Below are 25,310 nucleotides of genomic sequence, written 5' to 3'. Positions count from 1 at the left end.
CATTGTCGTCGGTCGCACTTTCGGCCTGGCACGTGCTAACGTCCACCCGAATTCCGTGGGGTTGGGGGACCGCATCATGCTCTCGCTTGCCAATATCCTGGTCGCGGTGGTGGCCGCGCTGCATATCTATTTCCTGATCCTCGAGATGTTTCTCTGGACCAAGCCGCTCGGCTTGAAGACGTTTCGCAACACGATCGAGAAGGCGATCGACTCGGCCGTGCTCGCAGCCAATCAGGGACTTTACAACGGCTTCCTCGCCGCGGGCCTGATCTGGGGCCTGTTGCATCCGACACAAGCGATTGGTTTCCAGATCAAGACATTCTTCCTGCTCTGCGTGATCGTGGCCGGAATCTATGGCGCGATCAGCGTCAGCAAGCGCATCCTGTTCGTGCAGGCCGCGCCCGCAGCGCTGGCGCTGATCCTGCTTTGGCTCGCGTAGCGGAATATTGCTTCACATTTTACACCGACGCGACCCTGACGCGCAGGTGGCATTGCCTTGCATTGCCACCCCCCTTCCTTCATCATCCTCTCAACGATGACAACCGCCGGTCAACGCAGACCGGCGGCCAAGATCATCGGCAACATGGGAGGTCACGCTATGAAGAGCAGCATTCGATTGCTGGCGGGGACTGTGCTTGCCATTGCGTTGTCGGCGACATCAGCCACCGCGCAGAAGAAATACGACACCGGAGCCACCGACACCGAGATCAAGATCGGCCAGACCGTGCCGTTCTCGGGCCCCTATTCCGTCTATGCCGGCATCGGCAAGACCCAGGCCGCCTACCTCAGGATGATCAACGATCAGGGCGGCATCAACGGCCGCAAGCTGAACCTGATTCAGTATGACGACGCCTATTCGCCGCCGAAGACGGTCGAGCAGATCCGCAAGCTCGTCGAAGGCGACGAGGTGTTGTTCACCTTCCAGGTCATCGGCACCGCCGCGAATGCCGCCGTACAGAAATATCTCAATGCCAAGAAGGTGCCGCAACTGCTCGCCTCGACCGGGGCTGCGCGCTTCACCGATCCGCAGAACTATCCCTGGACCATCGCCTTCAATCCCAACTATGTGTCCGAAGCCCGTATCTACGCGAAATACATTCTCGCCAATCACCCCAATGCCAAGATCGGCGTCCTCTATCAGAATGACGACATGGGCCGCGACTATCTCGCGGGCTTGAAGAGCGGGCTCGGCGACAAGGCGGCGAGCATGATCGTCGGCGAAGTCTCCTATGAGGTCTCCGATCCGACTGTCGACTCGCAGGTGGTCAAGCTGAAGTCGACCGGTGCCGATCTGCTGTTCGACGCCTCGACGCCGAAATTCGCGGCGCAGGCGATCAGGAAGGTCAATGATCTGAACTGGAATCCGGTGCACATCCTCGACATCAACGCGAGCCCGGTGTCGGCGACGCTGAAGCCTGCGGGGCTCGACATCTCCAAGGGCATCATCTCGACCAACTACGGCAAGGATCCAGGCGACCCGCAGTGGCAGAACGACCCGGGCGTGAAGGCCTATTTCGCCTTCATGGACAAATATTACCCGGAGGGCGACAAGCTCAATACGGTCAACACCTACGGCTATTCAGTGGCCGAACTGCTGGTGCACATCCTTCGCCAATGCGGTGACGATCTGACGCGCGACAACGTCATGCGCCAGGCAGCCAACCTCAAGAACTATGTCGGCAGCCTGTCGCTGCCCGGCATGTCCGCCACGACGTCGCCGAGCGACTATCGCATCAACAAGCAGATGCAGATGATGAAGTTCAACGGCGAGCGCTGGGAGCTGTTCGGCCCGATCATCGAGGACACCGGGCCGTCGGGTTAGTAGCCTCCATCCGCATTACGGAATTACCGGCGCAGCGGGAAACCGTTGCGCCGGCTGCGGTTCTGCAGTGCCCCCTACTTTCGTTGACCTGATGTCGCTCACCTTTTCAGCATCGCTCATCTTGCGTCGCAACAAGCGTTCCTCCACAATCCAGGCCAGCGATGGCGCGTTGCGGGGATTTGCCCCCGCCGATGAGATCATCGACCAATATCAATCACGTGAGGAAAGCAGCATTATGAGGAACGGGATTTTCCATCTGGTCACGGCAACGGCGCTGACGATCGCGCTGTCGGCGTCGTCGGCCTACGCGCAGAAGAAGTACGACACTGGCGCGAGCGACACCGAGATCAAGATCGGTCAGACCAATCCGTTCAGCGGACCGGCCTCCGCCTATGCCACCATCGGCAAGACCCAGGCCGCCTACATGAAGATGATCAACGATCAGGGCGGTGTGAACGGCCGCAAGATCAACCTGATCCAGTATGACGATGCCTACTCGCCGCCCAAGGCCGTCGAGCAGGTGCGCAAGCTGGTCGAGAGCGACGAGGTGCTGCTCACCTTCCAGCTGCTTGGCACGCCGTCGAACGCGGCGGTGCAGAAATATCTCAACTCCAAGAAGGTGCCGCAGCTGTTCGCCGCCACCGGCGCCTCGAAGTTCACCGACCCGAAGAATTTTCCGTGGACGATGGGCTTCAACCCCAACTACTTCGTCGAAGGCCGCATCTACGGCCAGTACATCATCAAGAACCATCCGGCTGCCAAGGTCGGAATCCTCTATCAGAACGACGACCTCGGCAAAGACTATTTGAACGGCATCAAGGCCGGCCTCGGCGACAAGGCTGCGACCATGGTGGTCGCGGAAGCCTCCTACGAAGTCTCCGATCCGACCATCGATTCGCAGATCCTCAAGATCAAGGCCGCCGGCGCCGACCTGTTCTTCAGCGCGACCACGCCGAAGCAGGCCGCGCAGGCCATCAAGAAGATCGCCGAGCTCGACTGGCATCCGGTGCACATCCTCGACATCAACGCCACCTCGGTCGGCGCGGTGATGAAGCCTGCGGGCCTCGAGGCCTCCAAGGGCGTGATCAGCGTCAACTACGGCAAGGATCCGCTCGATCCGACCTGGAAGGACGACGCCGGCATGAAGAAGTACTTCGAGTTCATGGCGAAGTACTATCCGGATGGCGACAAGGACTCGAGCTTCAACAGCTACGGCTACTCGACCTCGCAATTGATGGTCTATGTGCTGCAGCAGTGCGGCGACAACCTCACCCGCGAGAACGTCATGAAGGTCGCCACCAGCCTGAAGAATGTTCAGCTCGATCTGTCGCTGCCGGGCATCGTCGCCAACACCACGCCGGACGATTACCGCGTCAACAAGCAGTTGCAGATGATGAAGTTCAACGGCGAGCGCTGGGAGCTGTTCGGCCCGATCCTCGAGGACAACGGCCCGTCGGGCTAGTTATTGGGAAATCTGGACAACGATCGGCGGCCTTCGGGCCGCCGATTTTGTTTCTGGGTCGCTGCGATCGAGGTCGGTAGGGTGGGCAAAGGAGCGCAGCGACGTGCCCACCATTCTCGACGTGCTCGTGACGGTGGGCACGCTTCGCTTTGCCCACCCTACGCATCTGACTTACTTCGGCACCTCGCCGAACGTCTTGCCGACCGGCAGCACCGCATGGCGGATCAACCGCGAATCCTCCACCGCGGCCTGGCGATGCTTGACCGCCTCGCGATAAACAGGATCGCGGATCATCTCGACGAAGGCGCCGACGCTCGGGTACTCGGCAATGAAGCAGTGGTCCCAGCGTTCCTCTTGCGGACCGATCAGCATCAGCTCGAAGCGGCCCTGCCAGACGATCCGTCCGCCGAGCCGTTCGAACACCGGGCCGCTCTCGCGCCCGTAAGCCGCATAAGCCTCCGCGCCGCTGACCTTGCGGCCGTCGGGATAGGCGGCCCATTCGCGCAGGCGGACCAGGTTCAGCATGTGGATCGGGCCCGGCCGATCGCTGTCCCGAAATTGTGCAAATACCTCTTTGGTCGGATCGATGTGGCCCATGTCGCGCTCCCTTGATGTTGCAAGGTAATTTAGCACGCGCCGCCGCACCTCCTAATGCCGCGTTAAGCTTTGCGTAACCGCACCTTAAACCGGGAACGCTAGCTTGCCGCGGGATTAGTGCGGGTTCGCGGATGGCGTGGGGACGGAAAAAGAGCGGTGCGCGCAAGGAGCCGCTATTCGGGCTTCCGGCCGCGCTTGCCGATCTCCGCCTGTCGCCCGAGGACCGCATTCCCGGCGGCGGCGACGACAAGCCGAAGAAATCCAAACGCAAAAGCGAGGGTTCCGACGACGACAAGCCGCGCGAGCGGAAAGCGCCGGTGCCGCGCAGCGGCAGCAAGCGCCGCAGCAAATCGCGCGGCTTCGGCATCGGCCGTCTCTTCTACTGGACCGCGGTGCTCGGCCTGTGGGCCGGCATTGCCGTGATCGGTGTCGTGATCTGGGTCGGCGCGCATCTGCCGCCGATCCAGTCGCTGGAGATCCCGAAGCGTCCGCCGACCATCCAGATCGTCGGCATCGACGGCAGCGTGCTGGCGCAGCGCGGCGAAATGGCCGGCGCCAATGTTTCGCTGAAGGACCTGCCGCCCTATCTGCCGAAAGCCTTCATCGCCATCGAGGACCGCCGCTTCTATTCGCATTTCGGCGTCGACCCGATCGGTATCGGCCGCGCGCTGGTGACCAACATCATGCATCGCGGCGTGTCGCAGGGCGGCTCGACCCTGACGCAGCAGCTCGCCAAGAACCTGTTCCTGACGCAGGAGCGCACCATGGCGCGCAAGCTGCAGGAAGCGGAACTGGCGCTGTGGCTGGAGCGCAAGCACTCCAAGAACGAGATTCTCGAGCTCTATCTGAATCGGGTCTATTTCGGCTCCGGCGCCTACGGCGTCGAGGCCGCGGCGCAGAAATACTTTGGCAAGCCGGCCAGGAACGTCACGGTCGCGGAAGCAGCGATGCTCGCCGGTCTCGTCAAGTCGCCGTCGCGGCTGGCGCCGAACCGCAACCCCGAGGGCGCCGAGCAGCGCGCGCAGGTCGTGCTGGCGGCGATGGCGGATGCCAAGTTCATCACGGAGGCGCAGGCTAAGGCCTCGATCGGCGCACCCTCGATCAATGTGAAGCCGGCCGGCGCCGGCACCGTCAACTATGTCGCCGACTGGATCGGCGAAGTGCTCGACGATCTCGTCGGCCAGATCGACCAGAGCATCACGGTCGAGACCACGATCGATCCGAAGCTGCAGAGCGTGGCGGAGGCCGCCATCATCGACGAACTCGCCGCCAAGAGCGTGAAGTTCAATGTCAGCCAGGGCGCGCTGGTGGCGATGACGCCCGACGGCGCCGTGCGCGCCATGGTCGGGGGACGGAACTATTCCGAGAGCCAGTATAACCGCGCCGTGACCGCGAAGCGCCAGCCGGGCTCGTCGTTCAAGCCGTTCGTCTACCTCACCGCCGTCGAGGCCGGGCTGACGCCGGACACCATCCGCACCGACGCGCCGCTCGATATCAAGGGCTGGAAGCCGGAGAACTACAGCCACGAATATTTCGGCTCGGTGACGCTGACCCAGGCGCTGGCGATGTCGCTCAACACGGTCGCGGTGCGGCTCGGGCTCGAGGTCGGAGCCAAGAACGTGGTGCGCACCGCGCACCGGCTCGGCATCGCGTCAAAACTCGAGGCCAACACCTCGATCGCGCTCGGCACCTCCGAAGTCTCTGTCATCGAGCTGGTCGGTGCCTATGCGCCGTTCGCCAATGGCGGGCTCGCCGTCTCGCCGCATGTGGTGACACGGATCAAGACCGCCGAGGGCAAGGTGCTTTACAACCGCCAGCCGGACGAGCGCAACCAGGTGATCGAGCCGCGCTATGTCGCGATGATGAACACGATGATGCGCGAGACGCTGATCTCGGGCACCGCGCGCAAGGCCGAGATCCCCGGCTGGATGGCCGCCGGCAAGACCGGCACCAGCCAGGATTATCGCGACGCCTGGTTCATCGGCTATACCGCGAACCTCGTCACCGGCGTCTGGCTCGGCAATGACGACAACTCACCGACCAAGAAGGCAACCGGCGGCGGATTGCCCGTCGAAGTCTGGTCGCGCTTCATGAAAGCGGCGCATCAGGGCGTGCCGGTCGCGAGCCTGCCGAATTCGCAAGGTGGCTGGGCGCTGTCGAATCTGATGCAGACCTCGTCACAGGTCAGCGCGCCCTCTTATCCGACCCAACCGCCGCAGATGCAGCCGAGCCAGTTGCAGGCGCCGCCGATGATGCCGCCCTCGCCGATCCCCTCGGCGGGCGCCTATCGCCCGCCGCCGACGCGCGCGTCGGCACCGCCGAACCCGAATGCGCGGCCGGAATCCTCGGCAGGGCTGGACGGATGGCTGGTGGATCGGTTGTTCGGGGGACGGTAATCGTTGTGGCGACACTGCCGTAGCCGCACACACCGCGTGTCATCCCCCGCGTACGCGGGGGATCCAGTACGCCGCGGCTTCTCGATTGATAACGACTGTCTCTGGAATACTGGGGCGCCCGCTCCAGTGCGCAGTTGCGCACAAGGCGGGCGATGACACCGCGTGTGAGGCCTAATCCTCGATCCCGTACCGATGCAGATCGTTGCCGTTGGTGTCGAGCCAGTTCTTGGCGCGCGTCACCGAGGAACAGACCTTGTCAACCACCCGCCAGAACCGCGGCGAGTGGTTCATCTCGACGAGATGGGCGACCTCATGGGCTGCGAGGTAGTCGAGCACGAAGGGCGGCGCGAGGATCAGCCGCCAGGAGAACGACAGCGCGCCGGCCGAGGTGCAGGAACCCCAGCGGCTCGATTGATCGCGGATCGTGATGCGGCGGACGCGGACACCGAGTTCCCCGGCATAATATTGCGCGGCCTTCTGCAGATCCTTGCGCGCCTCGCGCTTGAGGAAGTCATGGACACGGCGGTCCATATGCTCAATGCCGCCGGCAACGCAGAGGATCTTATCGCCGCTGTCGCGGGTTTCGGTCCACACCGTGCCGCGCTCACCGGCGCGATGCACCAGCCGATGCGGCACGCCACGCAACGGCACCACGGTGCCGGGCTGAAACGGCGCCGCCTTCGGCAAACGACCAAGACGTGCGGCGATCCAGCCGCCATGGAGCTGCGCAAACTCCTTGGCTTCCACGAGTGTGCCGCGGGGCGGCATGGTCAGGATCGCTTCACGGTCGGTCGGATGGATTCTGAGCGTGTAACGGCGCGCGCGCCTGTGCCTTCTCAGCCGAATTGCAAAGAATTGGGAGCCGTGTCTGACCAGAAGAGTCGCGGGTTCGGCGGGCCGCCGGTAGAGGAGCGCGCGAGTAGCCATGTCTTGGAGTCCGGGGAGCAGGAGTTCGCCCGGATTCTGCCATAACCGCCGCCAGTGAAATCGCTCGGCGCAAAAACAAATCATTTGCCCAATATACAGGGGCTGGCCGGTTCTGAACCTCTACCGGCAGGGGTTGGAACCCGATTTTTTCGGATGAACCCGGCGCGAAAACATCGTTCAAGAAATGAGGCTGAACTCACTCCTTTAACGATCCGGAAATCGGAATTCTTTGAACCAATTCAGAGTCTTACCCAGCCCCTGAAATCGAGGCCGGGTTGACACCTATTCGGCCGCCGCGACCAACGACAATCGTGTATTCGCCGCCGAGACCATGAAATCGGAGATGCGCGGCACGATTTCGGATCGGAAACGCGATCCATTGAACACGCCGTAATGTCCAACGCCCTTCTGCACGTAGTGAACGCGGCGATGATTGGGAATCGAGGTGCACAGCGCGTGCGTCGCCTCGGTCTGGCCGAGACCGGAGATGTCGTCCTTCTCGCCTTCGACCGTCATCAGCGCGACGCGGCGGATCTTCGACGGCATCACCCGCTGGCCACGATGGGTCATCTCACCCTTCGGCAGCGCGTGCTTGACGAACACGGTGTCGACCGTCTGCAGGTAATACTCGGCGGTGAGGTCCATCACCGCGAGATATTCGTCGTAGAACTCACGGTGCTTGTCGACGAGATCGCCGTCGCCCTTCACCAGATTGGCGAACAGCGCCTTGTGCGCGTCGGTGTGCCGATCCAGGTTCATGCTGATGAAGCCGGAGAGCTGCAGGAAGCCCGGATAGACGTCGCGCATCACGCCGGGATGCGGGAACGGCACCTTGGTGATGACATGGTTGCGGAACCACTCGATGCCGCGCTCTTCGGCGAGCTGGTTCACCGCGGTTGGATTGCGGCGGGTGTCGATCGGACCGCCCATCAAGGTCATCGACAGCGGCACGAACGGATCATTGTTGGCTTCCATCACGGAAACCGCTGCTACCACCGGCACCGACGGCTGGCACACCGCGATGACATGCATGTTGCCGCCGAGCACGTGCAGCATCTCGATGACGTAATCGACGTAGTCGTCGAGGTCGAAGCGGCCGGCGGTGACCGGCACCATCCGCGCATCAGCCCAGTCGGTGATGTAGACCTCATGCGTCGGCAGGAAGGCCTCGACCGTGCCGCGCAGCAGCGTGGCGTAGTGGCCTGACATCGGCGCCACGATCAGCACGCGCGGCTGCGGGCTGCGCAGCGGGCGGGTCAGCTTGCGATCGAAATGCAGAAGGCGGCAGAACGGCGCTTCCCAGATCGACCGCACCTCGACGGGGGTGCGGATGCCGTTGACCTCGGTGGTCGGCAGATTCCATTCCGGCTTGCCGTAACGGCGCGTGGTGCGCTCGAACAATTCGCAGGCCGCGGCGATCGATTTGCCGACTTGCGTGTGGGTCCAGGGATTCAGCGGGTTTTGAAACAGGATCTTGGTCGCATCCGTGACCGCGCGCGCCGGATTAAGCGAGGCCTGCCCCATCTCATACATCCAGTACAACGGCGTCGTGAGTCCCGGGCTGCCTTCCGCCACCAGTGGCGGTGCGCCACCAAATTCACCAATCGGCATGTCTTCAAATCCCACTTTTGCGACGCAACATCCTGTCGAATGCAAAATAATGCGTCAATGCACACCTCGGTATAATTCGTGCTCCCAAAGGGCTAAATGCGCGAGAATCCACGGGAAAGTGACATTTATTCACCACCTGCCAGGAGCGAGCCATGGCGCTTGGCGCCGCGCAAAAGGGCAAGGAAGGTCGCAAAAGATGCAGCGAACAGGACGGCGTTGATGACCAGCGCCTGCACCATCAGGTCGCCACGGAAGGTGTGATCGATCAGGAGCGCGCGCATTCCCTCGAACACATAGGTCGGCGGCAGCGCCCAGGCGACATATTGCAGCCAGACCGGCAGCACCTCGGCCGGGTAATAGACGCAGGCGAGCGGCATCACCGCGAACATCAGCGTCCACACGATACTCTCGGCGCCGAGCCCGTTGCGCAGCACGAGGCCGGAGGCAAATACGCCGACCGACCAGCTGATGAAGATCAGATTGCAGAAGAAGGCGATCAGCGGCAGGCCGAGGCTGTAGAAATTGAAGCCGAAGAAGAAATAGGCCAGCACCGTCATCGGGATCACGCCGATCGCCAGCCGGATCAGGCTCATGATCATCAGCGAGATCAGGAACTCGATCGGCTTCAGCGGGCTCATCATCAGGTTGCCGAGGTTGCGCGACCACATCTCCTCGAGGAAGGAGATCGAGAAGCCGAGCTGGCCGCGGAACAGGATGTCCCAGAGGATCACGGCGCCGATCAGCGAGCCGCCGGCGCGGGCGAAGAACCCGGATGTCTGCGAGATGTAGTTCTGCAGAAAACCCCAGGTGATGATCTGCAGCGTCGGCCAGTACACGAGCTCAAGCAGCCGCGGCCAGGACGATAGCAGGAGATACCAATAGCGCAGCACCATCGCATTGACGCGATGCGGCGCGAAACCGTGATGACTGGTGACAACGTCACTCATGACGCGCCTTCCCGCACCCGTCCGCGCGCGACGTCGAGAAACACCTCTTCCAGCGTATCGCGGTTGTAGCGCGCCATGATGCCGTCGGGCGTGTCGTCATCCTCGATCTTGCCGCGCTTCATGATGATGACGCGGTCGCAGAGCCGCTCGACCTCCAGCATGTTGTGCGATGCGAGCAGGATGGTGGCGTCGCGGGCCTTGCGATAGGTCTGAAGATGCTGGCGCACCCAGTCCGCCGTATCCGGATCGAGCGAGGCCGTCGGCTCGTCCAGCAGCAGCAGCTCGGGCTCGTTGATCAGCGCCTTCGCCAGCGCCACGCGCGTCTTCTGGCCGGCCGAGAGTTTTCCGTTGGGGCGGTCGAGGAAATCCTTCAGGTCGAGATCGGAGGCGAGCTGATCGATCCGCTCCTTCAGCTGCTTCACCGCGTAGAGCCGGCCGAAAATCGTCAGGTTCTGCCGCACCGTGAGCCGCATCGGCATGTCGACATAGGGGCTCTCGAAATTCATCCGGCCGAGCACGTCATAACTCTGCTCCGGCATCTTCGCGCCAAGCACCTGGATGCGGCCGGAGGTCGGCAGCACCAGGCCCATGATCATGGCGATCGTCGTGGTCTTGCCGGCGCCGTTGCCGCCGAGCAGCCCGGTGATGCTGCCGCGCGCGATGCGAAACGTCACACCGTCAACCGCGCGCGTGGTCTTGTAGACCTTGACGAGATGCGCGACATCGATCGCCGCCGATCCGCCGGAATCGGCCGCGGCCGATTGCCCCGGACCTGTCTTGCCTTGTTGCATTGGCTCCGTTCATTGGGCCATTGCGAGAACAAGCGCAAGGCGCGCCCCGAAATCATTGAGACAGGTCGCGAATTTGTGGTCGGCCTGCCCTCCAGCTAAACTCCCGACATGACCGACATTGCCGTCTCCGACATCAGCCAGCCGCGCCGTTACGTCCGTCTGGACACGATCCTGCGGCTGCGCTGGCTCGCCGCCCTTGGTCAGTTGGTCGCGATCTTCATCGTGGCCCAGGGCCTGGAGTTCGAGGTTCCGATCATCCCCTGCGTCAGCATCGTCAGCTTCTCGGCGCTGCTCAATCTGGCGCTGCAGGTCGCCTTCAACCCGATGCAGCGGCTGGAGCCGCTCTATGCGGCAGGCCTGCTCGCGCTCAACATCGTCGAGCTCGCAGCGCTGCTGTACTTCACCGGCGGCCTGCAGAACCCGTTCTCGTTCCTGTTCCTGGCGCCGGTGCTGATCTCGGCGACCGTGCTGCCGGTCCGGCTGACCATTGCGCTCGGCCTGCTCGCGGTCGCCTGCGCCTCGGCGCTGTTCTACTTCCATCTGCCATTGCCATGGGATGCCGACGACCCGCTGGTGCTGCCGCCGATCTATCTCGTCGCCGTCTGGCTCTCGATCGTGCTGGCGATCGGCGTGACCAGCCTCTATGCGTTTCAGATCACCGAGGAGGCGCGGCAACTCTCCGACGCGCTGGCCGCGACCGAGCTGGTGCTGACGCGCGAGCAGCACCTGACCCAGCTCGACGGCCTCGCCGCCGCCGCCGCCCACGAGCTCGGCACGCCGCTTGCGACCATCTTCCTGATCGCGCGCGAGCTGGAGAAGACGGTGACCGACCCGCACCTCGCCGGCGAACTGAAGACACTGCATGAGCAGGCGCAGCGCTGCCGCGACATCCTCGGCAAGATCACCCAGCTGTCCTCGAGCGGTGCGCCCTTCGACCAGATGAAGCTGTCGACCCTGATCGAGGAGACGGTGGCGCCGCATCGCGATTTCGGGGTCGCCATCAAGGTGCGGCTAGCTGTCGCACCGACGCGCGAGCCGGTCGGCGCCCGCAACCCCGCGATCCTCTATGGCGTCGGAAACATCCTGGAAAATGCCGTCGATTTTGCCCACCAGACCGTCGAGGTGAACGCGTGGTGGAATGCCGAAACGGTCGAGATCGTGATCTCCGACGACGGCCCCGGCATTGCACCGGACATGCTGAAGCGGATCGGGGAACCCTATCTGTCGCGCCGGCGCAGCGCGGATGAGGCCAAAAATGCCCATGGCGGCCTGGGACTTGGCGTTTTCATCGCCCGCACCCTGCTGGAGCGGACCGGCGCAAAGGTTTCGTTTACCAATCGCGTTTTCCCCGATCACGGCTGCGTGGTGCAGATCGTCTGGCCGCGCGAGCGCTTCGAGGAAGGCACCTCCCTCGAAGGTGAGGCGGTGTCATAGAACGGTTCTCGATCACGCGTCTGGCATTAGGCATGCTGATATCGCGACTTTAGGCTGCCTTGGCAACGCCGCACTGCCACGCCATATTTTGTAGATCGATAACTGGGAAAAATGGACCGTGAACGCCACTGTCGAACTGAATGAAATCACCGACCGCTCGCTCCTCATTGTCGAGGATGACAAGCCGTTCCTGGAGCGCCTGTCGCGCGCCATGGAGACTCGCGGCTTCGCGGTGAAGTCATGCGATACGGTGTCCGACGGCATTGCCGAGATCGGCCGCGCGGCGCCCGCCTTCGCGGTGGTCGATCTGCGTCTCGGTGACGGCAACGGGCTCGATGTCGTGTCCGCGCTGAAGCGCAAGCGGCCCGATGCCCGCGCGATCGTGCTGACCGGCTATGGCAACATCGCCACCGCCGTGACCGCGGTGAAGATGGGCGCCGTCGACTATCTCTCCAAGCCTGCGGATGCCGACGACGTCGTCGCCGCGCTGCTCGCGAGCGGCACCGAGAAGTCGGAGCTGCCGACCAACCCGATGTCGGCCGACCGCGTGCGCTGGGAGCACATCCAGCGCATCTACGAGATGTGCAACCGCAACGTCTCGGAAACCGCGCGCCGGCTCAACATGCACCGCCGCACGCTGCAGCGGATTCTCGCCAAGCGCGCACCGCGCTAAGGGATTTCAGGTTTCGGAAGACGGGAGCGCCGCGCAATTGCGCGGCGTTTTCGTTTGCGGATTACATCACGCCGCCGGCGTCGATCGTGCGCTTGGCAAACTCGACCGCCTTCTCGGCGGTGAGCGCATCCGATCCCGTGGTGGCGTGATCGACCACCGCAGGCGGCGAGGCGATCCGGATCTTCTTGCCGTCCTGCCGACGGATCGTCGAACGCCAGCGATCGGTGTCACGCCGGAAGGCATCGATCACATAGGACTTGTAGCTGACGCTGCCCATCGGAGCCGGTGTTGCAGCACTGTCCGGCACATCCTGTCGCGAAGACGGTTCGTTCGCGACTCCCTGCACGATATCGATGATCTCTCGTACGGCATCGTCGTGAGCGCTGCCGCGGAGATCCCTGAGCAGATACTTCACAGCCGCGCCGATCTTCGTCTTGGCATCGTGGTCGCCGGCAAAACTTCCTTCGATCCGATCCAACATTGTCGCCTTGCACTCCCAGCAGTTCGCGAATTCGCAGGCTGCAGATAAGCGGAGGCCCCGTTAAGGTCGGATTATTGGAAAAGTTTCGATTTTATCGGCTTGGCTAGAACTCGCCATGCCCCTGCGGGTCGACCAGCCGGTTGATCCGCTGCGCTGCCGCCATGGCAAAGCGCACCGTCATCGCCTTGCGCGTCGCAGCCTGCAGCCGATGCTCAGGGGCCTCGCAGTGCAGATGCGCGCCATAGGCATCGGCGATGATCAGGCCGGTGTCTTCCGGAAAGATCTCGCAGGGCAGGTCCTGCGTGAAGGCGAAAAACAGCCGGTCGCAATGCATCCGGTAGTCCTGCCATTTCTGGTCGGCGCGCAGATCCTCGACCGATGATTTGATCTCGACGATCCAGATCTCGCCCTTGTCGTTCAGCGCCACCAGATCGGCTCTGCGGCCGGACGGCAGCGGCAACTCGCTGATGCAGGAAAATCCGAGCGATCTCAAAAGCCTCGCCGTGCCCCGCGCGATCGCAAGCGCGGTCTCCGACTGGCGGCGGTCGGGCGCAGGCACGAGCGCGATCTGGCGGGCGGGCGATTCCATGAACGAGAGACTAGCCGATTCCGCAAACGGTCGCCGCACCGGAATCGGCCGCAAATTCGCGGCCAGACCGCCTTGATTCCGGCCTCAAGCCACCGCGATGCCGATGGAACCTTGGTTCCGAGGGGACGGAACCACTGGAGGAGACCCATGAGGTCACACATCAAGCTTCGCTCACTCGCCCTAGCTCTCACTGCCCTTCCACTTACCGCCGGACTGTCGTCCGCGCTGGCAAAACCGACCGTCGAGGTCGCCTTCGTGCTCGACACCACGGGCTCGATGGGCGGCCTGATCGAGGGCGCCAAGCGCAAGATCTGGTCGATCGCCACCGCGATCGTCGATTCCAATCCCGACGCCGATATCCGCATGGGCCTCGTCGCCTATCGCGACATCGGCGACGACTACGTCACCAGGAAGATCGAGCTCACGCGGGACATCCAGGATCTGTACGCCAATCTGCTCGAGCTGAAGGCGCGCGGCGGCGGCGACTGGCCGGAGAGCGTCAACGAGGCACTCGATGTCGCCGTCAACAAGCTGCAATGGACCCAAGGCAGCGAGGCCAGACGCATCGTCTTCCTGGTCGGCGACGCGCCGCCGCACATGGACTATGCGCAGGACACCAAATATCCGGTGACGCTCGCGACCGCCAAGCAGAAGGACATCGTCGTCAACGCCGTGCTCGCCGGCAATGCCGCCGACACCGAGCGGGTCTGGCGCGACATCGCGCAGAACGGCAACGGCCGCTTCATCCCGATCCCGCAGGACGGCGGCCAGGTCGTGCTGATCGAGACGCCGTTCGACGAGGACATCATCATCCTGCAACGCGAGATCAACGGCACCGTCATCCCTTACGGCCCGGGCGCGATGCAGAAGCGCACCGAGTACAAGACCAAGCAACTGTCCGAGGTGGCCGCGGCCTCGCCAGCGCGCGCCTCCGAGATGGCGAGCTTTATCAACAAGCGCGCGAAGGCAACCTCGGAAGCCGTCACCGGCGATGGTGACCTCGTTGCCGACGTCACCGCCGGCCGCAGCGATCTGTCGAAGATCAAGGACGACGAGCTGCCCGACAATCTCCGCGCCATGAAGCCGGAGCAACGCAGCGCCGAGATCAGCAAGCAGATGGAGCAGCGCAAGGCGTTGAACGAGAAGCTCGCCGCCCTCGTCGCCAAGCGCGACAAATACGTCGCCGAGAAGCGCGCCAATGCGCCGAAGGTCTTGTCATTCGACCGCGTCGTCGAGGACACGCTGAAGGCGCAGATCAAGCGCTGACCTTTGCACGGTTCCGGTCGCCCAGGCGGCCGGAACCCGCACGTCCTTCGTCGCTTATCTCCCGACCGCTGCGGTTGATAGAGCGACGAGGACGACCTTCGTGATCGACGACCTCTGGTACAAGAACGGCGTGTTCTATTGCCTCTCCGTCGGCACCTATATGGATGCCGACGGAGATGGGATCGGCGACTTCAAGGGCCTGATGCGGCGGCTGGATTATCTGCACGGGCTCGGCATCACCGCGATCTGGCTGATGCCGTTCCAGCCCTCGCCGGACCGGGACGGCGGCTACGACATCTCCGACTATTACGGCGTCGATCCACGCTACGGCACGCTGGGCGATTTCGTCGAGTTCACCCATGGCTGCCGGCAGCGCGGCATCCGCGTCATCATCGACCTCGTCGTCAACCACACCTCCGACCAGCACGCCTGGTTTCAATCGGCACGCAGTGCGAAGGACTCACCCTATCGCGACTGGTATGTCTGGTCCGACAAGCGGCCTGCCAATGCCAACACCGGCATGGTGTTTCCCGGGGTGCAGAAGTCGACCTGGTCGCGCGACAAGCAGGCCGGCGCCTGGTACTTCCACCGCTTCTACGATTTCCAGCCCGACCTCAACACCTCGAACCCGCATGTGCAGGCCGAGATCCTCAAGATCATGGGGTTCTGGATCCAGCTTGGCGTCTCCGGCTTCCGGATGGACGCGGTGCCCTTCGTGATCGCGACCAAGGGCGCCAAGGTGCGCAAGCCGGTCGAGCAATACGACATGCTGCGCGCGTTCCGCGAATTCCTGCAATGGCGGCAGGGCGACGCCATCATCCTCGCCGAAGCCAATGTGCTGCCCGAAACCGACATGGATTATTTCGGCCGCGACGGCGACCGCATGCAGATGATGTTCAACTTCCACGTCAACCAGCACATGTTCTACGCGCTGGCCTCTGCCGACGCCCGCCCGCTCGCAAAATCCCTGATGGCCACCAAGCCGCGGCCGGCGACCGCGCAATGGGGGCTGTTCCTGCGCAATCATGATGAACTCGATCTCGGCCGCCTCACCAAGGCGCAGCGCGAGACCGTGTTCAAGGCCTTCGGCCCCGACAAGGACATGCAGCTCTACGATCGCGGCATCCGCCGGCGGCTCGCACCGATGCTCGGCGGCGACCGGCGGCGGCTGGAGCTTGCCTACAGCCTGATGTGCACCCTGCCCGGCACGCCGGTGATCCGCTATGGCGACGAGCTCGGAATGGGCGACGATCTCGACCTCCCCGAACGCGGCTGCGCCCGCACGCCGATGCAATGGTCGACCGAGCCGCATGCCGGCTTCACCACCAGCAACGAGCCGTGCTGCCCTGTCATCGACAAGGGCGCCTATGGCTATGAGCACGTCAACGCCGCCAAGCAGCGGCGCGATCCGAACTCGATGCTGAACTGGACCGAGCGCATCGTCCGGATGCGCAAGGAAGTGCCGGAGATCGGCTGGGGCGACTTCAAGGTGATCGCGACGCGCGATCCGACCGTGCTGGTGATCCGTTACGACTGGCGCAACAACTCGGTGCTGTTCGTGCACAATTTCAGCGAGGAACCACACGAAATCTCCTTCGCGGTCGGATTGCCCGACGACGCCGGCGACCTCCTGGTCAATCTCCTGAGCGAGGATCACAGCCGCGCGGACGAGCGCGGCCGCCACAACATGCTGATCGAAGCGTACGGCTATCGCTGGTATCGCGTCGGCGGACTCGACTATCTGCTCAAGCGCAGCGACATCGACACCAAGACGCCGCGCACCGCGCGCTAATCCTGACGCGGGCCGAGGATCAAGCCCTCATTGGCGCGCAGTTCGAGCTCGCCCTCGACCTGCTCGCCCTGCCGATCCAGGAAGGTCGACAGCATGATCTCCTTGTTGAAGCCGATGGCGCTCGACGTGAACATGGCCGGCTCATTGCCGAGATTGAGCGCGATCACGACCGACCCCTCATTGCTCCGCCGTCGATAGACCAGGGTGTCGCCTTGAGCGGCGATCGCTTCGTAGGTGCCGGTGACGAGCTGCGGCAGTCGGCGCCGCAGTTCGATCAGGGCCTTATAGAGGCTGAGGATCGAACTTCCGTCGGCGCCGAGACTGGCGACGTTCTCGCGCGCGAAATCATGCGCGAGCGGCAGCCAGGGTTTTGCGGTCGAGAAGCCGGCATTGGCCTCGGTGCTCCACTGCATCGGGGTGCGGCAGCCGTCGCGACCGACGCCGATGCCGGGCACGTTCTTCTCGAAGGGATCCTGCACCTGGTCCGGCGCGATCGGCAGCTGCCGCATGCCGATTTCGTCGCCGTAATACAGCGTCGGCGTGCCGCGCAAGGTCAGCAGCAGCATCGCCGCGACGCGGGCCTGCTCGGCGCCGACCCGGCTCGCCACCCGTTGCCGATCATGATTGCCGAGCACCCAGTTCGGCCAGGCGCCGGGCGGCAGCGCCTTCTCGTAGTCGGCGACGATCTCCTCGATCGAGCGCGCGCTCCACAGCGTCGACAGCAGCGCGAAATTGAACGGCATCTGCGCGCCGCGCAGATCATTGCCGTAATAGGCGACCAGCCGATGCAGCGGCAGATAGATCTCGCCGATCAGCACACGGTTGTCGAACTCCTCGGTGACCGCCCGCATCTCGGCGATCACCCCATGCACCTCCGCCTGGTCGGTCGAATATTGCGTCAAGATCTTTTCGTGCGGCGGCCGGCCTTCGAGGAAATGCGGGTTCGGCGGATTGTCGCGGAAGTCGGCGTCCTTGATCAGGTGCCAGATCACGTCGACGCGAAAACCGTCGACGCCCTTGCCGAGCCAGAAGCGCATCACGTCATAGATCGCCTGACGCACCTCCGGATTGCGCCAGTTGAGGTCCGGCTGCTTGTCGAGGAAAGCGTGGTAGTAATATTGGCCCGACGCTTCGTCATAGGCCCAGGCGCTGCCGCCGAACTCCGACAGCCAGTTGTTCGGCGGGCCGCCGTCAGCGCCACCATCGCGCCAGATGTACCAGTCGCGTTTTGGGTTCTCGCGCGAGCTCCTCGATTCAATGAACCAGGGATGCTGGTCGGAGGTGTGGTTCGGCACGAGATCGAGGATCAGCTTCAGCCCGGAATCATGGGCTGATGCGATCAGCGCATCAAAATCCTCCATCGTCCCGAACAACGGATCGATGCCGGTATAGTCGGAGATGTCGTAGCCGAAATCGGCCATCGGCGAGGCGAAGATCGGCGACAGCCAGATCGCGTCGATGCCGAGCGCCCGCAGGTAAGGCAGCCGCCGGATGATACCCTTGAGATCGCCGACGCCGTCGCCATCGCTGTCCTGAAACGAGCGCGGATAGACCTGATAGAAGACGCCGTGCCGCCACCAGTCCCTGTCGTCCCGATCCATCCCGTCCACCCCTCACACTACGGATCAAGTGAGGCAACGCTCGAAGCCTCGTTTGGTTCAGGGATGACGAGCAATTCGGGGCAGAAGATGGCGATTCTAATGCCTTGCCATGGCGAGCTGATAGACCGTGATCAGCACCTCGAACAGGATCAGGAAGACGATGATCAGCTCCAGCCGCAGCGAGCGGCTGGTGTCGATGATGTCGGTCAGGACCTGCGCCGTCTCGGCGACGACCGAGAGCTTGCGGTTCAGCGACTCGGCGCGCTCCTTCAGCTCGTATTCGTCCTCGAGCCGCGCATAGAGCCGCTCGAGCTGCGGCTTGTCCCAGAGGATGTCGGGCTTCTCGGAGACCTCGACCGGGCCCGAGACGCGATGTCGCACCGCCAGCGCACTGCCGATATGCCTGAGCGCCGCGGCACGGCCGCCGCGGATGCGGCCACCCTTGGCGAGCTCGCGCGCGAACGGCTCGGTCATGTCGAACACAGCGGCGACCTCGCGCTCGTGCCGCGCCAGGGCCACGCTTTTGGCCAGGGCTTCGCCGACCAGGATCAGCCGCTCCGGCGACAGGCTCTGCAGATAGATCGGGCCGCCCGGCGGAATTTGGTCGTCCTTCTCGGAAGCGACCTCGATGATCGCGATCTCCTCCTCGCGCCGCGCGAAGCTCCCGGTCATGCGCGATTCCAGGCTGCGCAAGAATTCATCTTCCTCCAGCGCGTTGAGGCCGATCAGCACGACGACGCCGTAGCGAAACAGGATGGCGACGCCGTTGTCATTGACGCGGAACGCCAAGGGCGTCGTCGCTAGCACATCGCCGCGCTCCAGCCCCGACGTGTTGATGCGGTCGGCGACGGAGAAAGCGCGGGCCGTGATGCGGGACCCGCCGAGCGGCGATTTGGAAGCCTGGGTCATGGAATTTTGGGTATGAGAGCTTAAATTTCTCTATTGGAGCATGATCTTCTCGGAAAACCGCTTCGCACTTTTCCGGATCATGCTCTCGATCGAGCATATCACGGACTGTTTCGGGATCGCACGCCATCGCGCGGCGTTGCCATCCGTGTTGACGGCCTCCCCCGGTAGCCTATGGTGCCCGCTATGGATGACAAAACCGAGACCAAACCGAAGGCTGGCGCGATCATCGTGCCGGTGACGCTGTTCGAGCAGAACTGCACCATCATCTGGCATGAGCCGAGCAAGAAGGCCGTGGTGATCGACCCCGGCGGCGACGTGCCGAAGATCCAGGCCGCGATCAAGCAGACCGGCGTCACCGTCGAGAAGATCTGGCTGACCCACGGTCACATCGATCACGTCGGCGGCGCCGCTGACTTGCGCGATGCGCTGCAGGTGAAGATCGAGGGGCCGCACATCGCCGACAAATACCTGCTCGACAATGTCGTCTCGAGCGGCGAACGCTTCGGCATGACCGGCGTGCGCAACTTCGGACCCGACCGCTGGCTCGACGAGGGCGACCAGGTCTCGATCGGCGACCTCACCTTCGACATCCTGCATTGCCCCGGCCATTCGCCGGGCAGCGTGGTGTTCTTCAGCAAGGAGCTGCGCTTCGCACATGTCGGCGACGTCTTGTTCGCCGGTTCGGTCGGTCGCACCGATCTGCCTGGCGGAAGCCATCCGACCCTGATCCAGTCGATCAAGGAGAAGCTGCTGCCGCTCGGCGACGACGTCGGCTTCATCTGCGGCCACGGCGCGGGCTCCAGCATCGGCCAGGAGCGGCTGACGAACCCGTTCCTGACCGGCGAGATGTAAGCGCGCCATCGTCCCCGCTACTTCATGAGTCCGGCAGCCGTCAGCGCCCGCGCAATGACGCGGCCGACGTCGATGCCCTTGCTCCGTGGCTTCCGCGGCCGGGCGCGGTAGCGGCCCGACGGAGCCGCGGAAGCCGGCTCGGTCGCGGGCACTGCAAGCGTCATCGAAATCGTGTCGGCACGCTCGCGCGGAATGCCCGTCGATACGACCTGCGGCTGACGCGCCTGGTCGGTGACGCCGAAGAATTTGGCGATGTGATAGGATGATGAAATCCCCGCCTCGATCAGGAACGCACCTTCGACGCCATAGCGTTCGTCGTTCTCGGCAAGGCCGAGCGGCGTGCCGTGGGCCATGTCGGTGATGGTGTAGGACTCGACCAGCGTCTGGCCGTCGGCATTCCACCAGACCTCGCGCGGATAGCCGTCGACATTGGCCTTCGACATCGCGGCTTCCGGCAAACCATGAACGTCGAGCCACTGCCGCACGATCGCATCGGCATTGGCCGCGCTGACGGTGCGGTCGGCGCTGCCGTGCCACACCGACACCTTCGGCCACGCACCGTTGTATTTGGACGCCGCGCGCACGCGATCGCCGAGCTCGGCAGCCGGCAGATCGCTTCCCTGCATCATGACATTCAGCGCCTCGCGCAGATTGGTGGCGAGACCGAACGGCAGGCCGGCGATGATGGCGCCGGCGGCGAACACATCCGGATAGGTCGCGAGCATCGCCGACGTCATCGCGCCGCCGGCAGAAAGACCGGTAATATAGATGCGCTTCGGATCGATTTTGTGCGCGGCGACCATGTGCGCGATCATCTGCCGAATCGAGCAGGCCTCGCCCTTGCCGCGCGCGATGTCTTCGGGATCGAACCAGTTGAAGCAGGTGTTGGCGTTGTTGGCGGTCTGCTGCTCCGGCATCAGCAGTGCAAAACCGTAATGCTTGGCGAGCGTCGACCAGCCGGCGCCGAGATCGTAACCGGCCGCGGTCTGACCGCAGCCATGCAGCACCACGACGAGCGCGGGCGACCGCGCCAGATGCGCGGGTACGAACGACAACATCTTCAGCGCGCCCGGATTGCTGCCGAAGTCGGCCGTTTCGATCAGCGGCGTCGGGACGGCAGGCGCGAAGGCGGGCGTGTAGACGCCCAAACCCTTGAAGGCATTCAGCTTGCGAAGATGGCGCAGAAAATCAACGTTGCTCTCGAGCGACAACGGCAACTCCTGGAGTGATTGCGTGTCTTGTTTCACCCTGACCAGATAATTGTTGCATCGCAAAATAAAAAGGCCGTTCGCGGTCCAATCCCCCGCAATGTGAGAATCGGCGTTAACGTGTGATCAGGCGCTCGCACGACGCATCCATGACAGAAATGCGGCACAGCCGAGAATCGACAGCGCAAATAATGCGCATGCCGCAAACAACGCCACGCGTGGCGAAGTTGCGGCCTCGATCGCGAAGAAAACCGCGGCGATCGCAGCCACACCGGCCGCATTGCCGATCTGCGTTGTCGTGCCGTACATGCCCGAGCCCGCGCCTGCGCTCGCCGGCGCCACCGTCGACAGCACCGCGCTCGACAACGGCGCCATCACCAACCCCTGGCCGTAGCCGAAGATCATCAGCACCAGCGCGAGCATCAGCGGCGATGGTGCTGTGACCAACTCGATCGCCGCCAGCAGCACGGCAAGGCCGACCATCTGCACCAGACAGCCTTCGATCAGCACCAGCGTGCCGCGGTGCTTTGCGCGCACGCCGCTATGACGCGAGGCGATGACGAAGGTCAGCGCCAGCGGCACGAACACCAGCCCCGCCTGCAGCGGCGGGATCTGCAGGCCCTTCTGCATGAACATGGTCATGATCAGGTAGAAGGAGAGGTTGGCGAAGAAGAAGCTGAACACCGCGAGCAGCCCGCGCATGAAGGCCGCGTCCGACAACAGCGTCAGATCGATCAGCGGCATGCCGCCGCCCCGCGCCACGCGTTGCTCGAGCTTCACGAAACCCGCGATGATCGCCACGCCCGCGGCCATCACCAGCCACACCCAGACCGACCATTGCGCGTCGTGGCCGAACAGCAGCGGCCCGATCACGCAGAGCAGGCCCGCGAACAGCACGATCGCGCCGGGAAGATCCAGCCGCGTGCCGACGCGGCGCGGCACCGTCGGCATGATCTTGAGGGCGGCTGCGATGATCAGCGCGCCGCAGGGCACGTTGACGAAGAACACCGCGCGCCAGCCGAGGCCTCCGAGGTCGAGCGTCACCAGCAAGCCGCCGAGCGTGAAGCCGGCGGCACCGGCAAGCCCCAGCACGATGCCGTAGATCGCGAATGCCCGGGCGCGGGCGGAGTCGGAGAACAGCAGATGAAGCGTCGCCAGCACCTGCGGCACCATCAGCGCCGCAGTCGCGCCCTGCGCCAGCCGCGCCAGGATCAGTTCGGGCCCGGACTGCGCCAGCCCGCACCACAGCGAGGTGACGGTGAAGCCTGCGACACCTGCGATGAACACGTTCTTGGTGCCGTGGATATCGCCGAGCCGGCCGCCGGTGATGACGAGCGTGGCATAGGCGATCAGATAGATCGCAATGACAGCCTCGATCTGGGTCGGCGTTGCGTGCAGCTCGGCGGCAATGGTCGGGATCGCGACGTTGACGATGAAAGCATCGACCCCGAACATGAATTGCGCCGCGACCACGGTCGCGAGCACCCACCAGCGGCGCGAGGTATCGACGGGTTGGATGACGATCTGATGCATGGCGGGCAATCCGGTTCGCAGGTTCTGCCAGCAAGCATTGCCGATTCCAGTCATCGCAGCGATTACCTCGGAGGTAAGCCGCGGCTCGCGAACCCTGAACGCGATCCCCCGAGCCCGCGACCAAGCAGCAGCTCCCTTCGGCGCAGAGGATGTTGCATGCCCGGTCGTTTCCACCTGCGGTGATATCTGTCGTCGCTTCGGCCAGCTTCGCCTCCGCCGGGCCACGGCCGGCGCATGGCGGGCTTCAACAAGCGCTACAACGAGGACACGCCGGTTAACGGCGCGCCCTGGCTCGAGGGCGATTGCAGCAAGCGCATGCTGCGCGGCGGCACCTGGGACTGGACTGCCAACATGGTGCGCGCCGGCTATCGGGAGAGCGCGATCGTCGACGGTGGATACAGCTTTCGCGTGGTGCGCACGCTCAATGTGCCGTGACAGCCGGCGATTTGCGTTGACACGCTGAGCGACGAATTCCGGGGCGCGGCAGACGCGGTCATTTGCGCAACAACCATGCGGCGCAGGCGATTGCGTTGCTGCGCGCCAGCCCGTAACTTTCTCCGCAAGCCCGCAACAACAACAATCCGGAGAGAACGACCCATGGCGCGCCTCAAGTTCGGAGCCTTCCTCGCCCCGCATCACCCGGTCGGCGAGCATCCGACGCTGCAGTTCCGCCGCGACCTGGATTTCGTCCAGCAGCTCGACGAACTCGGCTATGACGAATTCTGGTGCGGCGAGCATCATTCCTCCGGCTGGGAGATGATCGCGTCGCCCGAGATGTTCCTGGCCGCGGCCGGCGAACGCACCAAGCGCATCAAGCTCGGCACTGGTGTGGTGTCGCTGCCCTATCACCATCCCTTCAACGTCGCCCAGCGCATGGTGCAGCTCGACCACATGACCGGCGGCCGCGCCATCTTCGGCTCCGGCCCCGGCGCGCTCGCTTCCGACGCCCATACGCTCGGCATCGACCCGATGACCCAGCGCGACCGCCAGGACGAGGCGATCGGGATCATCCGCCGCCTGTTCAACGGCGAGCGCGTCACCGCCAGGAGCGACTGGTTCACCATGCAGGACGCAGCCCTGCAGATCCTGCCCCTGCAGGAGGAGCTGCCGTGCGTCGTGGCCTCGATGATCTCGCCGTCGGGCATGACGCTGGCCGGCAAGTACGGCATCGGCATCATCTCGCTCGGCTCGATGTCGGCGAAGGGATTGACGTCGCTGGCGCAGCAATGGGAATTCGCCGAAGACGCGGCGAAGAAGGCCGGCACCACGGTGAGCCGTGCCAATTGGCGCGTGCTGCTGTCCTGGCACATCGCCGAAACCCGCGAGCAGGCCCGGCGCGAGGCGCGCGAAGGGCTGATGCGCTGGCACAATGAGTATAATGTCGGCACCCTGATGCGGCCGGGCGTCAATGCGTTCAAGACCCCCGATGAGGCCGTCGACCAGACCGCCTTCATCGACGGCGCCGCCTCCGCGATCGGCACGCCTGATGATCTGGTGGCCCTGATCAAGAGCGTGATGAAGATGTCCGGCGGCGTCGGCGCCATCATCGGCTTTGCGCATGACTGGGCCAACATCGAAGCGACGCGGCGGAGCTGGGATCTCGTCGCGCGCTATGTGGTGCCCGAGATCAACGGCTACGTCGCCAGCCTGCGCAAGTCGCAGAAATTCGTGATCGAGAACCGCGCCATCTTCGAGCGCGCCGGCGAGGCCGTGATGGCCAAGATCATGGGCAACGAGAAGGCCGCCGCGGCCCTCGCCGACACCGGCCCCGGCCGCGTCACCATCGCCACGGCAAACGCGCCGGATCTGCAGAAGGAAGCGGCGAAGCGGAAGGCGTAGCGGCTTCGTCCCCGGTCTCTCAACACCGTCGCCCTGGCGAAAGCCAGGGCCCATAACCACCGAGTGTTGTTGTAAAAGGGATCGTGGCCCCAGCGTCGCGCGCCAACGAACATTCGTGGCAATGGGTCCTGGCCTCCGCCAGGACGACAAGTGTGTTGCGTACTCCATCCGCAATCACTCCTGTCGTAGGGTGGGCAAAGGAGCGTAGCGACGTGCCCACCATTCCCGGCGTGCTCGTGATGGTGGGCACGCTTCCGCCTTCGCTCGTTGAGCTACGGAGTGACGGTGTCGCTTTGCCCACCCTACGGCAGATCGACATGAGCTCGCATTCTCGCGACATGATTTGTCCGAGTTTTCCATCTCGTTCCGCCCTCTCATTGGAGCGAGGGCGCAGGGAAGACCGGGTGCACGCCGCACCCGCGGTCCCGTGCGCCATGTGCACAAAAGAGTGCGCGCACGAGCATACAGGTTCGGCGGAGGCATCCGGCCTTCCCTGCGCGATGGCTTTACGGCTTATACGTGCTCGCCCTGGTGAGACTCTGCGTTTGTGCCACCATCATCCACGATCGGCTTTGGACCT

The 25,310-nt window shown here is 63.8% G+C and carries 22 protein-coding genes; 11 read left to right on the top strand and 11 right to left on the bottom strand.

Going from position 1 to position 25,310, the window contains the following annotated elements; translation table 11 throughout:
* Positions 1-76: 76 nt before the first annotated feature.
* The 3 genes from JQ604_RS30265 to JQ604_RS30255 all read left to right on the top strand — a co-directional run bounded on the left by JQ604_RS30265 (position 77) and on the right by JQ604_RS30255 (position 3,284).
* On the top strand, positions 77-439 hold the full coding sequence (locus JQ604_RS30265; RefSeq protein ID WP_212364358.1) for a DUF1304 domain-containing protein: 363 nt from the start codon (positions 77-79) through the stop codon (positions 437-439).
* A 159-nt stretch (positions 440-598) separates the two neighbouring features.
* Positions 599-1,822: an ABC transporter substrate-binding protein gene (locus JQ604_RS30260; RefSeq protein ID WP_212364357.1), complete on the top strand. Its 1,224-nt coding sequence runs from the start codon at positions 599-601 to the stop codon at positions 1,820-1,822.
* Between the two features lie 235 nt (positions 1,823-2,057).
* Positions 2,058-3,284 carry an ABC transporter substrate-binding protein gene (locus tag JQ604_RS30255; RefSeq protein WP_212364356.1) on the top strand — a complete coding sequence of 409 codons (1,227 nt, stop codon included), beginning with the start codon at positions 2,058-2,060 and terminating at the stop codon, positions 3,282-3,284.
* A 171-nt stretch (positions 3,285-3,455) separates the two neighbouring features.
* Here the strand turns inward: JQ604_RS30255 and JQ604_RS30250 are convergent, their stop codons facing one another.
* Positions 3,456-3,881: a DUF1330 domain-containing protein gene (locus JQ604_RS30250; RefSeq protein ID WP_212364355.1), complete on the bottom strand. Its 426-nt coding sequence runs from the start codon at positions 3,879-3,881 to the stop codon at positions 3,456-3,458.
* Between the two features lie 131 nt (positions 3,882-4,012).
* Here JQ604_RS30250 and JQ604_RS30245 point away from each other — a divergent pair, with 131 nt between their 5' ends.
* On the top strand, positions 4,013-6,277 hold the full coding sequence (locus JQ604_RS30245; protein ID WP_212364354.1) for a transglycosylase domain-containing protein: 2,265 nt from the start codon (positions 4,013-4,015) through the stop codon (positions 6,275-6,277).
* Positions 6,278-6,448: 171 nt separating this feature from the next.
* Here JQ604_RS30245 and JQ604_RS30240 read toward each other — a convergent pair whose 3' ends face one another.
* The 4 genes from JQ604_RS30240 to JQ604_RS30225 form a co-directional block, all read right to left on the bottom strand.
* The gene (locus JQ604_RS30240) at positions 6,449-7,288 is read right to left on the bottom strand and encodes a M48 family metallopeptidase (protein WP_212364353.1); all 840 of its coding nucleotides are present in this window, start codon (positions 7,286-7,288) and stop codon (positions 6,449-6,451) included.
* A gap of 198 nt (positions 7,289-7,486) precedes the next feature.
* On the bottom strand, positions 7,487-8,815 hold the full coding sequence (locus JQ604_RS30235) for a polyhydroxyalkanoate depolymerase (protein WP_212364352.1): 1,329 nt from the start codon (positions 8,813-8,815) through the stop codon (positions 7,487-7,489).
* Between the two features lie 125 nt (positions 8,816-8,940).
* Positions 8,941-9,762 (bottom strand): ABC transporter permease, encoded by an 822-nt coding sequence (locus tag JQ604_RS30230; RefSeq protein WP_212364351.1) that lies wholly within the window; start codon positions 9,760-9,762, stop codon positions 8,941-8,943.
* The gene (locus JQ604_RS30225; protein ID WP_212364350.1) at positions 9,759-10,553 is read right to left on the bottom strand and encodes an ABC transporter ATP-binding protein; all 795 of its coding nucleotides are present in this window, start codon (positions 10,551-10,553) and stop codon (positions 9,759-9,761) included. The genes JQ604_RS30230 and JQ604_RS30225 overlap by 4 nt, the downstream gene beginning before the upstream one ends.
* A 108-nt stretch (positions 10,554-10,661) precedes the next feature.
* Here JQ604_RS30225 and JQ604_RS30220 point away from each other — a divergent pair, with 108 nt between their 5' ends.
* Complete coding sequence (locus JQ604_RS30220; protein ID WP_212364349.1) at positions 10,662-11,987, top strand: ActS/PrrB/RegB family redox-sensitive histidine kinase; 1,326 nt, start codon at positions 10,662-10,664, stop codon at positions 11,985-11,987.
* A 118-nt stretch (positions 11,988-12,105) separates the two neighbouring features.
* Positions 12,106-12,660: an ActR/PrrA/RegA family redox response regulator transcription factor gene (locus JQ604_RS30215; RefSeq protein ID WP_212364348.1), complete on the top strand. Its 555-nt coding sequence runs from the start codon at positions 12,106-12,108 to the stop codon at positions 12,658-12,660.
* 61 nt (positions 12,661-12,721) lie between these two features.
* On the opposite strand, the gene JQ604_RS30210 is transcribed toward JQ604_RS30215, so the two are convergent.
* Entirely contained in the window at positions 12,722-13,141 is a 420-nt protein-coding gene (locus JQ604_RS30210) for a hypothetical protein (protein ID WP_212364347.1), read from the bottom strand.
* A gap of 103 nt (positions 13,142-13,244) precedes the next feature.
* Positions 13,245-13,730 carry an MmcB family DNA repair protein gene (locus JQ604_RS30205; protein ID WP_212364346.1) on the bottom strand — a complete coding sequence of 162 codons (486 nt, stop codon included), beginning with the start codon at positions 13,728-13,730 and terminating at the stop codon, positions 13,245-13,247.
* 147 nt (positions 13,731-13,877) lie between these two features.
* Here JQ604_RS30205 and JQ604_RS30200 point away from each other — a divergent pair, with 147 nt between their 5' ends.
* Both JQ604_RS30200 and JQ604_RS30195 read left to right on the top strand, forming a co-directional pair.
* On the top strand, positions 13,878-14,996 hold the full coding sequence (locus JQ604_RS30200; protein ID WP_212364345.1) for a vWA domain-containing protein: 1,119 nt from the start codon (positions 13,878-13,880) through the stop codon (positions 14,994-14,996).
* 100 nt (positions 14,997-15,096) lie between these two features.
* Positions 15,097-16,788, top strand: coding sequence for an alpha-amylase family protein (locus JQ604_RS30195; protein ID WP_212364344.1), 1,692 nt, complete (start codon positions 15,097-15,099; stop codon positions 16,786-16,788).
* Here the strand turns inward: JQ604_RS30195 and JQ604_RS30190 are convergent.
* Both JQ604_RS30190 and JQ604_RS30185 read right to left on the bottom strand, forming a co-directional pair.
* Entirely contained in the window at positions 16,785-18,389 is a 1,605-nt protein-coding gene (locus JQ604_RS30190) for an alpha-amylase family glycosyl hydrolase (protein ID WP_212364343.1), read from the bottom strand. The genes JQ604_RS30195 and JQ604_RS30190 overlap by 4 nt on opposite strands.
* A gap of 96 nt (positions 18,390-18,485) precedes the next feature.
* Positions 18,486-19,298 carry an RMD1 family protein gene (locus JQ604_RS30185; RefSeq protein ID WP_212364342.1) on the bottom strand — a complete coding sequence of 271 codons (813 nt, stop codon included), beginning with the start codon at positions 19,296-19,298 and terminating at the stop codon, positions 18,486-18,488.
* 183 nt (positions 19,299-19,481) lie between these two features.
* On the opposite strand from JQ604_RS30185, the gene JQ604_RS30180 reads away from it, so the two are divergent.
* Positions 19,482-20,150: an MBL fold metallo-hydrolase gene (locus JQ604_RS30180; RefSeq protein ID WP_212364341.1), complete on the top strand. Its 669-nt coding sequence runs from the start codon at positions 19,482-19,484 to the stop codon at positions 20,148-20,150.
* A gap of 17 nt (positions 20,151-20,167) precedes the next feature.
* On the opposite strand, the gene JQ604_RS30175 is transcribed toward JQ604_RS30180, so the two are convergent.
* Together JQ604_RS30175 and JQ604_RS30170 are read right to left on the bottom strand one after the other, a co-directional pair.
* On the bottom strand, positions 20,168-21,361 hold the full coding sequence (locus JQ604_RS30175; protein WP_212364340.1) for an extracellular catalytic domain type 1 short-chain-length polyhydroxyalkanoate depolymerase: 1,194 nt from the start codon (positions 21,359-21,361) through the stop codon (positions 20,168-20,170).
* 123 nt (positions 21,362-21,484) lie between these two features.
* Positions 21,485-22,891: an MFS transporter gene (locus JQ604_RS30170; protein ID WP_212364339.1), complete on the bottom strand. Its 1,407-nt coding sequence runs from the start codon at positions 22,889-22,891 to the stop codon at positions 21,485-21,487.
* Positions 22,892-23,125: 234 nt separating this feature from the next.
* Here JQ604_RS30170 and JQ604_RS30165 point away from each other — a divergent pair, with 234 nt between their 5' ends.
* Both JQ604_RS30165 and JQ604_RS30160 read left to right on the top strand, forming a co-directional pair.
* A complete protein-coding gene (locus tag JQ604_RS30165; protein ID WP_212364338.1) occupies positions 23,126-23,326 on the top strand; it encodes a hypothetical protein in 201 nt (66 codons plus the stop codon).
* Between the two features lie 162 nt (positions 23,327-23,488).
* A complete protein-coding gene (locus tag JQ604_RS30160) occupies positions 23,489-24,730 on the top strand; it encodes an LLM class flavin-dependent oxidoreductase (RefSeq protein WP_212364337.1) in 1,242 nt (413 codons plus the stop codon).
* The last annotated feature ends 580 nt before the right edge of the window (positions 24,731-25,310 follow it).

The sequence above is a fragment of the Bradyrhizobium jicamae genome, from assembly GCF_018130695.1.
In the GTDB taxonomy this organism is placed as follows: Bacteria; Pseudomonadota; Alphaproteobacteria; order Rhizobiales; family Xanthobacteraceae; genus Bradyrhizobium; species Bradyrhizobium jicamae_B.
Note: the sequence above shows the minus strand (reverse complement) of the source record. Positions and strands in the feature narration are given on the sequence as shown.